Origin of the sequence: Intestinibacter sp., from assembly GCF_051866655.1 — a bacterium.
Taxonomy (GTDB): Bacteria; Bacillota; Clostridia; order Peptostreptococcales; family Peptostreptococcaceae; genus Intestinibacter.
Window position 1 is genome coordinate 1 of the sequence record NZ_JBJDXL010000308.1, and the last position, 3,664, is coordinate 3,664.

The window sequence follows — 3,664 nt, forward strand, 5'->3', positions numbered from 1 at the left end:
AAACATTTGGATGTCAAATGAACGAGCATGACTCAGAAAACCTAGCAGCTATGTTAAATGATATGGGATATATACCTACTTTAATGGCGGACACTGCAGATTTAATAATATATAATACTTGTGCAGTTAGAGAAAATGCAGAGCTTAAGGTATACGGAAATCTAGGTCATTTAAAGCTGACTAAAAAGAAAAATCCTAACTTAAAGATAGCTGTATGCGGCTGCATGATGCAACAGCCTACAGTAGTAAAGGAAATAAAATCTAAATACAAACATGTAGACTTAGTATTCGGGACTCATAATTTATACAAATTCCCTGAATTACTAGCAGAGGCTATGTCAAGCGATGCTATGCTTGTAGATGTTTGGGATGTAGACGGAGAAGTTGTAGAAGGGTTAAAGAGCGATAGAAAATTCGAGCTTAAGGCGTTTGTAAATATTATGTACGGCTGTAACAACTTCTGTACTTACTGTATAGTTCCTTACACTAGAGGACGTGAAAGAAGTAGAAGACCGATAGATATAATAAATGAAATCAAAGAATTAGTTGCTCATGGAACTAAGGAGGTTACATTATTAGGACAAAATGTAAACTCATACGGTAAAACTTTAGAGGAAGAAGACAAAATAACTTTTGCCGAGCTTCTAAGAAAGGTAAATGAAATAGAAGGCTTAGAGAGAATAAGATTTATGACTTCACATCCAAAGGATATATCAGATGAAGTTATATACGCTATGAGAGACTGCGATAAGGTATGCGAATTTTTACATCTTCCAGTTCAATGTGGAAGTACTAATCTACTAAAGAAAATGAATAGACATTATTCTAAAGAAGATTATTTAAAAATAATAGAAAAGGCTAAGGCTGAAATACCTGATATAGCATTTTCAACTGATATAATGATAGGCTTCCCTGGTGAAACAGATGAAGATGTAGAAGACACAATAGATGTAATCAAAAAGGTAAGATACGACAATGCGTTTACTTTCATATACTCAAAGAGAGAAGGTACACCAGCAGCTAAAATGGAAAATCAAATTCCAGAAGATGTAAAACACGAGAGATTCAACAAGGTTTTAGCAGTTGTAAATGAAATATTAAAGGAAAATAATTCTGTTTACCAAGATAAGGTAGTTGAAGTTTTAGTTGAAGGAAAGAGTAAGACTGATGATACTAAATTCAGCGGTAGAACTAGACAAAATAAGCTTGTAAACTTTACTGTAAAGGATTTAGATGCTGATTTAGTTGGAAAACTTGTAGATGTAAAAATAACAGAAACTCTTTCATTCTCTTTAAATGGAGAAATGGTTTAAAAGTTTTAAATAAAAATTGATGAGAAAATAACAAGATGTTCTCTTTATGAAAATAATTAATTTATGATCATAAAAGAGGACATTTTCTTATATAAAACAACATTATACAACAAGCAAAAATGTATAAAATTGTTATTAGATAGAGTGAATTATGTTAGAAAATAGTTTTATTTGTAAAAATATCGAAAAATTCATAAAATATTGTAAATTTTGAAAAATCAGAAAAATAGTTGACAATTTACATAATTTTAATATAATTAAAGTAAAGGTAGCACTTAAACAAATAATAAATAATATGTTTTGTAGACATGTAGAAAACGTTATACTTTTGGGACATTGTAATTTTTATATTTATATTTACAAACAATAGATTTATGTATGTGATATATACACAATGGTGTATTGCTACAAATATAAAACTAAGGGGGAAAATTAGAATGTACAAATTTTATATGCCAAATGTAAGTTTAATGGGACCTGGATGCGCAGATAGTCTTCCAGCTGAAATCAAAGCAAGAGGATTTAAAAAAGCTTTAATAGTTTGTGGTAAAAGATCTGCTAAAAGTGCAGAATTAAAAGAAATATTAGATAACTTAGATGCTAATGGCATAGAGTATGTCGTTTATCCTGGATCAGTTCCAAATCCAACTGTGACTTCAGTTATGGAAGGTGTAGAAGTTTTAAAAGCTGAAAACTGTGATTTTGTTATGTCATTTGGTGGAGGTTCACCTCATGATTGTGCAAAGGGGATTGCTTTAGTTGCTACTAATGGCGGCAATATGAAAGATTACGAAGGAGTCAATAAATCTAAAAAACCGCAGCTTCCATTAATAGCTATAAATACTACTGCTGGTACTGCTTCTGAAATGACTATATTCTGTGTAATAACTGATGAAGAAAGACATGTAAAAATGGCAATATGTGATGAACATGTTAACCCAACACTAGCTGTAAACGATCCTAATTTAATGGTGAGTATGCCTAAATCATTGACTGCTGCAACTGGTATGGATGCTTTAACTCATGCTGTTGAGGCTTATGTTTCTACTATAGCTACTCCAATAACAGATGCTTGTGCTGAAAAGGCTATAAAATTAATCCAAGGATATCTAAGAGATGCTGTTAAAGACGGAAATGATATGGTAGCTAGAGACAAAATGGCATATGCTGAATTCTTAGCTGGTATGGCATTTAACAATGCTTCATTAGGTTATGTACATGCTATAGCGCATCAATTTGGAGGATTCTATAACCTACCACATGGTGTATGCAATGCTATATTACTTCCAGCTGTTCAAGAATACAATGCTAAGGTTTGCCCAGATAGATTAAAAGATGTCGCTGAATTTATGGGAGTAGATGTAAGTAACATGACTGATGAAGAAGGTGCTGCTGCAGCTATAACTGCGATAAGAAAATTATCTGCCGATGTAGAAATACCTTCTGGATTTGAACAATTAGGTGCTAAAAAAGAAGATTTCGATATATTAGCTGTCAATGCTTTAAAAGATGCTTGTTCTGCTACTAATCCAAGACAAGCTACTAAAGAAGAAATAATTGAAATATTAAACAAAGTATTCTAGTACATACAGAATATAAATTATATTTATTTGTAATTTCAAAGGAATATAATTTTCTATAAATTATAAAGTAAGGGAGTACTATAAAATGGATTTTATTCTATTTTATAGCACTCCCTTTTTAAATTTAAGTAAAATTTTTGTGAATTGACAAAAAATTTTAAAATATGTCATAAACTGCTTTTAATTCACAAAACAATAAAAAAGTCAGTTGTTAAAACAACTTACTTTTGAATTTTTTTGAGATACAATCAAAATATCTAAACATAATAAAACATGATAAAAAATAAATTATTTTAAATAAAATATAATAAAAATATATAAAACAATATATAAAATACATATAACAAGCGGATAGGGGGGACGCAAATTGTGGGAATTATATGACAATTTAATCGAAAATATACAAGAAGATATAAAAATAAACGATTTGGTTATCGGAACAGAATTCGCCATGGTAATCTCTGATTCTGGTGCTGGAATTAGTCGCGTATTAAACGACAAGAGATTTCCATTTGAAAATGAAATAAAACCGAATATGAAATTAAAGGATTTAGCAAAATCCATAAAGTCATGGAACTTTGTAGAAGCAAGCTTAGGACTAGCTGCCATTAACGCATTTTATAATAAAAAACAACCTCAAAGCGATTTTAAATTAGAAAAAATAAAGCATCCATTTGTATCTACAATAGATCCAGACGATAGAGTTGCAGTAGTAGATGCAGTTTTAGAAAATAAAGAAAATATTCAAAAATCGTACGACGCCGATTT

Annotated in this window: 3 protein-coding genes; all 3 read left to right on the plus strand. The window is 30.5% G+C overall.

Annotated features, from left to right (window positions below):
- Window positions 1-1,313: tRNA (N6-isopentenyl adenosine(37)-C2)-methylthiotransferase MiaB (gene miaB, locus ACI3VO_RS09205; protein ID WP_439757631.1), on the plus strand; the 1,313-nt coding region annotated here is incomplete at its 5' end.
- Between the two features lie 437 nt (window positions 1,314-1,750).
- On the plus strand, window positions 1,751-2,896 hold the full coding sequence (locus ACI3VO_RS09210) for an iron-containing alcohol dehydrogenase (RefSeq protein ID WP_439757632.1): 1,146 nt from the start codon (window positions 1,751-1,753) through the stop codon (window positions 2,894-2,896).
- Between the two features lie 367 nt (window positions 2,897-3,263).
- On the plus strand, window positions 3,264-3,664 hold a 401-nt coding region (locus tag ACI3VO_RS09215; RefSeq protein ID WP_439757633.1), incomplete at its 3' end, for an enolase N-terminal-like fold-containing protein.